The organism is Micromonospora sp. D75 (assembly GCF_018070405.1).
Classification (GTDB): domain Bacteria; phylum Actinomycetota; class Actinomycetes; order Mycobacteriales; family Micromonosporaceae; genus Micromonospora; species Micromonospora chalcea.
In genome coordinates this window covers 1-6,819 of record NZ_JAGPXV010000316.1, presented here as the reverse complement: position 1 = coordinate 6,819, position 6,819 = coordinate 1, and the positions used below count along the sequence as shown (strand labels likewise).

Genomic DNA, 6,819 nt, shown 5'->3' with positions numbered 1-6,819 from the left:
GCCCGCCGCAACGGCGAGACGCTGACCCCAGGCGAGCGCCCGGTCGAACATCAGGGCCGGGTTGGCCTCGGCGAAGTGGTAGTGCGAGCCGACCTGCACCGGACGGTCGGCCGTGTTGACCACGACCAGAGTGGTCACCGGCCGGCCCACGTTGATCTCGACCGGGCCGGCCGCCGGCAGGATCTCCCCGGGGATCACGGGATCGGGTGGTGCACCGTCACGAGCTTGGTACCGTCCGGGAACGTCGCCTCCACCTGCACCTCCCTCAGCAGCTCGGGGATGCCCTCCTGGACGTCCTCGCGGCCGAGCACGCTCCGGCCGGCCGACATGAGGTCGACCACCGACCGTCCGTCACGGGCCCCTTCGAGAAGGAAAGCAGTGATGATCGCGACGGCTTCGGGATAGTTGAGTCGCAGGCCGCGCTCGCGGCGGCGGCGAGCGACGTCGGCCGCGACGTGGACGAGCAGGCGGTCCTGCTCGTGCGGGCTGAGGAACACGGGATTCTCCGGTGGGGTCGGCGTGGCCCGCTCGCCGTCGGCTCCGCGTGGAGCCGCGCCGGGCAGGACCACCCGGAGTACGAGCTGGAGTCACACGACCGCCGCGACGCCGCCTACGGGTGGCCCGGGACTCCACCATCCCGGCCCGCGCGACGGGCACCCGGCGGTGTCGGTCGGATGCGGACCGCACCGCCCACCGCTTGAGCAGACCGTAGAGGATCGCCACCGGCGGGGGCAACAGTGTGCTCGGTGTGAGGGATCGAGCCCTGCCGGTGTCCGGGTCGGATGGCACGCCAGGGACGCCCGCAGTACCCCATTCGCGAGCTGACGCGGGCGCACGTCGGGGAAGCCGTCGTCGGGTATTCCTGCAACTGTGGTGCGAAGACGAGGAGATCCGACGGCAGGCGGTGCTCGAACGCGCTGCCGCGATGCGTCGCCGAACTCCGTCCCTACGTCGAGGGCGCAGGTGCAGCCGCCGCGGCCGGCGGCGTCGATGTCGGACAGGTTGCCGGAGGGTGAGGGCCCGCCCGGTGGTGGGTAGCCGGCGCGGTGCGCGGATGTCGACTCGCTGACAAGGGTCCGAACCCGCTCCCAGAAGGGCAGCCGGCGGCGCCAGCAACGCGGCCTTCGCGGTCCGGCCATCCCGGCAGGCGCGGCGGTGCTGTTCCTATCGGGTACGGCCTTGCGGGATACGCCGCCGTTTGGGCGTGGTGTGCGGAAATCTCCATGCAGAGGGCAACGGCAAGGGAGGCAGCGTGCTGGTCGCGGACCGCAGACTGGTGGGCCTGCTGCTGCTGACCGCGGTGTCTCCGACGGTCGAGGCCGTCGTCTTGGTCTCGCTGGGTTTCGTCGCGGCGCGGGGCCTCGCGCCGCAGGCGGCGGCGGTGTGGCCGTACGACACCTACCACGACCTGCGGTGGCTGTATGTCTATCACGACTCGTGGCCGTCATTCGTGTTCTGGCTCAGTTTGCTGGTGGTGGCCCGAGGGCTCTTTCACACGCTGCTGGTGATGTTGGCATGGCCGGCTGAGGTGCCTCGGCCACCGGCGCGGTGGCTGTTGAAACGGAATGTCGGGCTCGCCGCGTTGGTGGCGGTCTTCGTCGCCCCGTGGGCCTTGATCTCGGTGGCCGCGTCGGTGGTGGCGCTGTCCTGGGTCCTGCTGGCCTCCCTGGTGCCGTTGTTCCTGCTGGCGCCATTCCTGCAACGGGCGGCTGTGGTAGGGCCGTGGTGGCGAGGCCTGCCGTCGATCTCGCTGGTGGGATGGTCGATGCTCAACTTCGTGGTGCTGACCGTGGCCGGCGCGTTGTGCTGGAGTCTGCCGGGCTGGTGGTCGGTGCCGGTGGCCGCCGTGGCCGGGGTGGTCAACGGGCTGCTGTGGAACCGGACGGTCCGTACCGCGCTGATCAATCCATCGGCACGGTGGGTGAGGGTGCCGGCGACTCCCGTCGCGGCGGTTCTCGCCCTTGCGGTGCCGTTGCTCATCCCGCCGATGGTGGATGCCGTGCCGGACAAGAGCCTGCGGGCTGAGGCGGTGGTCCTCGACCACCCGCTGCCGCCCGACGTGCCGCAGGCAGTCATCGTCCTCGCAGGTTACGGGTCGTCGTACGGGGGCGAGCAACCTCTCGACAATCGTGTCGAGAGGTTCTCCTACCGGGGGTTGAGCCGGGACGGCACACCCCTGCCCTACCGGCCGCACGACACCACGATCTCGGTGGCGGACAGCGTGGGACTCCTCGACGCACAGGTGCGACGACTACACCAGCGCACCGGCCGGCCGATCGCCCTGATCGGGGAAAGCGAAGGCGCGATCGTCGCCCGAACCTACCTTCAGCAGCGAGCGCACCCCGCCGTCGACACGCTGGCCATGTTCAGTCCTCTGATCAACGCGGGTCGCGCCTACTACCCGCCCCCGCGCGAGAACCACGGCTGGGGCGTGGCGACGGGATCGCAGCTTCGGATCGTGTTCGGCGTGATGCGCCTGTTCGGTGGCCCACATGCCGGGCCCGACGAACCGTTCATCCGCTCCCTGGTCGACGACGCGCCGTTCTACCGTAACCAACTCATGTGTCCGGTGCCCGGGATCCGGATGGTCGCCTTCATTCCCACCACCACGGCCGCAGAGGCGCCACCCGGCGACTACAGCGGGATCCCCGTCTTCCAGATGCCCGGCGTACACGGGGGTCTTCTCAACCGCAGCCTGGTCGAAGACCGGCTCCTGACCTTCCTCTCCGGCGAACCGATCCAGCAGGAACGCGAGGAGTACCCACTCCTGCAACGTCTCGGCGCCGCCTGGCAGGCCCCGCCCCTGCCCATCGCGGCCAACCCGGCCTGGTCCGCGTTCCGGCAACCCGATCCCGCCTTCACGGGGAAGGTGTGTCAGCCAACCGACTGATCCGTCCTCGTTGGTCGCCGGCCCACCGCGGAGCCGGCCACTCGCTTGCGTAGGTGTGCGGGTAACCGTCGCCCGGACGCTCTCAAGCGACAGCGCGAGATCGATTGATGGTAAGTAAGCGGGCGGCAGCCAGTGCCAGTCCGAGCACCAGCACCGTGCGGATCGGGTGATAGGTGAGGAAGAACAGGTGGAGCCCGACGAAGATCACCACCGCGGCCAGAGCCAGGGACGTCGACCAACGGCGGCGGAGCGGTCCGAGGGCTCCGGCCAGCGCCGTGAACACCCCGACGGCCAGATGCAGCCAAGCCCAGCCGGTGAGGTCGTGCTCGTGCACGGCACCGTCAGCAACCGAGACGTAGCGGGCGCCGCTCAGGTCGGCCGCACCAGCTACCGCGTCGAAGATCCCGGCCAGGCCCAGCAGGACAGCCGCCAGCCGCAGGCCCCTGTCGCTTGCGTTCCCGTCGGCCACCACACCCTCCGTAGGAACTCGCCCCTGCTGGCGGAGCGTCGATGTGGCGGGCAGACACCCATTCGGGCCCCTTGCTGCGCCTGCCCCGCCCTCCGATCTTTGCCGAAACGAGCCGATCCCAGACACCGAAGCGGGAGCGTCACCGCTGCGGGTGACCTCCGGCGGGCCGAGAACGGTCGGTGCGTGACCACATGCACCGGCCGTGCAGGCGCGCCGGGCGACCCGTGCACCCGAACAACCAGCTCGTCAGCGAGCTGCCGATCAGGAATCCGCAGTCCGGTACCTGCCGCAACAGGCACCACGTGTACGAGCGCGGGCACGGCATCAAGCGGATGAGCCACCCGGCGGTCGGACCGAGCATGCTGACGAGGCGCCATGCCGGGCACCCCGGACCAGACGCTGTTCCTCTGCGCCACCGACCCCGGCGTCCCGGCCCACGGCAACCTCCGTCTGCTGGGTCCCCTGACCGCCCAGGCCAAGCGGACGCCTCGTAGGGCCCAACGGGCAGCCCGCTCCCCGAGGCACAGCCACCGCCCCGCACATCGCCTGCGCGGGCGGCGGCCATGGCAGGGGCGTCACAAGCAGAGCGCCCAACGCATGGTCTGCCTCGCGGCAGCCCGGCATGAGGCACGTCCTGGGACATACGCCGGTCATCACTGGTGACGGCCTCGTCGTTACCGAAGGCTTCACGCGGTGGCGCCTCGTAAATGTGATGATCGGAGCCAGGGTCCGGCTGACTGGTGCCCCGCTATGTTCGTCGACTCGGTGCGCCGAGTCGACGCCGGCGGTGGCCCGCCAGGCTGACGGCCACGACGGCGAGGCCGGCGATGACTGCCGCGGCGAGGATGTCGCCTGGGTAGTGCACGCCGACCCAGACGCGGGCGACCCCGACGACAAGCGCCGCTCCGGCCAGTACCACGCCCCACCGGCGGCTCAGGAAGGCGTAAGCGCCGAACGCCAGCGCGAACGCGGCGGTGGCGTGGTCGCTGGGCAGCGAAACTCCCGCACCGTGAGGGATCAGCTGGTGCACGTGATGACTCTGGAACGGGCGCTGCTGACTGTTCGAATGCGCCAGGACGGTGGCTGCGGCAAAGGCGAGGACCAGGGCGGCGCCGAGCTCGACGACCGGGCGTGTTCGTCGGCGGCGCAGTGTCACCACGGCAAGCAACGCGGTGACTGCGAAGATCAGATACAGCAACCTGGTCGCGGCGAACTCCATGGCGTCGTCGATACCGTCGATGCGTCCGGCGTGATCGTTGATGAGTTCGAACAGGCGGTAGTTCACCATGTCATCCTGCCGACTCGGTGGCGGGACCTCGGGGAGATCGGGTTATCCGCGGCGTTCCGGTCGGCGAAGCAGCCCGTCGGCGACCAGTTCGATGGTCACCGCGACGGCGACCGCCTCGACGGGTGCGCCGACGCCGAGCAGCACGCCCACGAAGGCACCGGGAAGGGTGACGGTCACCGTCGGCGGTGTTCGACCGATCCCGCCGAGCAGGCGGAAGCAGCGAGCCACACGCCGCCGCCGACCGTGACGGCCGCCAGGACAAGGCCGACGATACGGATGGGCTCGTCGGAGAGTGTTTCCCGGAAGACGGTGATGGCGACGAGAACGCTGACGACGGGGTCGGTGAGCGTGAGAGCTGTCAGGGGTGCGGCGAGGCGACCGTGCTGGAAGGCGGCCTGATTCAGGATCAGCCCGATGGCGACGGCCACTATCAGCGCCGCGGATCGCCAGCTGACCACGGCGGACAGCAGGGAGCCCGGGGAGCCGCCGGCGAGGTCCTTGACCAGCGCCGCCGCGAAGCTGTACGCGACGCCGCTGGCCACGCCCAGCAGCGCGCCCCGCGCGGCGCCATGGCGGCGGCGCGCGGCCAGGACGCAGGCCGTAATGGCCGCCACCGCGCAGCTCATGGCGACCGTCCAGGCCGTCGGCGCAGGGCGGGTCACACCGGCGCGGACGTCGGCGAGAAGCAGGAACGCGGTCAGGCCCACCACGCCCACCGCAACCGCGAGCAGGTCCCGGCGCGCGACGCGCTGGCCGGCGATGACGGCCTCGATCAGCACTGCCATGAACAGCCCGCTGGCCATGATGGGTTGCACGACCGCGAGCGCGCCGGAACGCAACGCGAGCACCTGGAAGACGACTCCGGCCGTGTCCGGGATCCAGCCGGAAAGCCACAGGCGGTTGCGGAACAGCCGCAGCAACAGCCGCGGGTCGAGCGCTGCGAAGCGCGGCTGCTGGGCCGCGGCGCGCTGATGCAGCGCGGCGGACAGCGCGAAGCTGAAGGCCCCGGCCAGCGCGTAAAAGATCATGGCTGGGTGCAGGAGTGGTCCGCGGGTGAGCGCCGGGACGTCACCGCGGGTTCCCATCCACTCCGGCCCCGGACCGTAGGGTCGCGGACACGATCGCGGCCATGTCGTCGGCGCTGGTGAACGCCGGCAGGGCGGAAGCCGCTGTGCGGGTCAACTCCTGGCACAGGTCGGCGGGGTTTCGGACGTAGGTGGTCAGGCCTGCGCCGGCGAGCACCTGCGCATTGGCTCGGCCGTGGCCGGGAAGCGGGCGATAGGTGATGGTGGGCAGACCCGCGGCCAGTGCCTGCTGGCAGGTGAGGCCACCAGCGTTCTCCACGATCAGGTCCACCGCCTGCATGAGGGTGGGCATGTCGTCGACCCAGCCCATGACGTGCCCGGGAAAGCCGGCCAGGCGCCGGCGCAGGCTGTCGTTTCGTCCGCATACCACCACCGGTGTGACACAGCCGGCGGCCAGTACCTCCCTGGCGGTACGGGCCACGTCGCCGGCACCCCAGGACCCGGCGACGATGAGCGCTAGTCTTCCCTTTTCGGGCAGCGTGAACTGGGCGCGGGCGGCGCGTCTGGTGGCATCCGTCGGTGGCCGGTAGCGGGCGGGTACAAGCGGGTCGACGAGTCGGACGTCCGGTGCGCCACGAACAGCGGCTTGCTGCTGGGTGGCCTCGTGGATCACGCAGTAGGTGTCGACGCCGGTCGCCATCCAGGTCGGGTGGATGACGAAGTCGGTGACATAGGTGACGACCGGTGTGCTCAGCCTCCCGCTGTGGCGCAGCGGGCCGAGGATCTGGTTGGCGAACGGGAACGTCGACACGACCAGGCCGGTGTCCGGCGGCATTTGCATCAGCATCCGCCGGCGGGCCGACCGTAAGGCGGACCTGATCATAGCCACCAGCGGTGGCGAACGGTCGGTGATCGTGAACAAGGCGTCGTAGCTGAGCGGGCACCAGCGCAACAGCGACCGGTAACCTTCGCGGATCATCCCGTGCAGGGGCTTGGGCAGGGACGTGAAGAAGTTGAGGTGGTGCACCTCGACGCCGTCGAGGGCGAGCCGGGCAGCCAGTTCAGCGGCGGCGGCGTCGTGGCCCGCGCCGATGTCGGCCGACACCACGACGATCCCTCCGCCGCCACACCGGTGATCCGGTGCAGG

At 70.5% G+C, this 6,819-nt stretch carries 8 protein-coding genes; 1 reads left to right on the top strand and 7 read right to left on the bottom strand.

What is annotated here, in order from left to right; genetic code table 11:
• Both KBX39_RS18940 and KBX39_RS18935 read right to left on the bottom strand, forming a co-directional pair.
• The coding region (locus KBX39_RS18940) for an urease subunit beta (RefSeq protein ID WP_210871778.1) at nucleotides 1-198 on the bottom strand (198 nt) is incomplete at its 3' end.
• On the bottom strand, nucleotides 195-497 hold the full coding sequence (locus KBX39_RS18935) for an urease subunit gamma (protein ID WP_187693725.1): 303 nt from the start codon (nucleotides 495-497) through the stop codon (nucleotides 195-197). The genes KBX39_RS18935 and KBX39_RS18940, both read right to left, overlap by 4 nt.
• A gap of 755 nt (nucleotides 498-1,252) precedes the next feature.
• Here KBX39_RS18935 and KBX39_RS18930 point away from each other — a divergent pair.
• Nucleotides 1,253-2,890, top strand: a complete 1,638-nt coding sequence (locus KBX39_RS18930; protein ID WP_312247458.1) for a hypothetical protein — start codon at nucleotides 1,253-1,255, stop codon at nucleotides 2,888-2,890.
• 82 nt (nucleotides 2,891-2,972) lie between these two features.
• Here KBX39_RS18930 and KBX39_RS18925 read toward each other — a convergent pair whose 3' ends face one another.
• The 5 genes from KBX39_RS18925 to KBX39_RS18905 form a co-directional block, all read right to left on the bottom strand.
• Nucleotides 2,973-3,359, bottom strand: coding sequence for a hypothetical protein (locus KBX39_RS18925; protein WP_210871776.1), 387 nt, complete (start codon nucleotides 3,357-3,359; stop codon nucleotides 2,973-2,975).
• Between the two features lie 748 nt (nucleotides 3,360-4,107).
• Nucleotides 4,108-4,644, bottom strand: coding sequence for a phosphatase PAP2 family protein (locus KBX39_RS18920; RefSeq protein ID WP_158559977.1), 537 nt, complete (start codon nucleotides 4,642-4,644; stop codon nucleotides 4,108-4,110).
• A 45-nt stretch (nucleotides 4,645-4,689) separates the two neighbouring features.
• Nucleotides 4,690-4,824, bottom strand: a complete 135-nt coding sequence (locus tag KBX39_RS33840; RefSeq protein WP_255358557.1) for a hypothetical protein — start codon at nucleotides 4,822-4,824, stop codon at nucleotides 4,690-4,692.
• Complete coding sequence (locus tag KBX39_RS18910; RefSeq protein ID WP_043322834.1) at nucleotides 4,821-5,675, bottom strand: DMT family transporter; 855 nt, start codon at nucleotides 5,673-5,675, stop codon at nucleotides 4,821-4,823. The genes KBX39_RS33840 and KBX39_RS18910 overlap by 4 nt, the downstream gene beginning before the upstream one ends.
• Before the next feature lie 40 nt (nucleotides 5,676-5,715).
• A partial coding sequence (locus tag KBX39_RS18905) for a glycosyltransferase (RefSeq protein WP_210871774.1) occupies nucleotides 5,716-6,819 on the bottom strand: 1,104 nt, incomplete at its 5' end.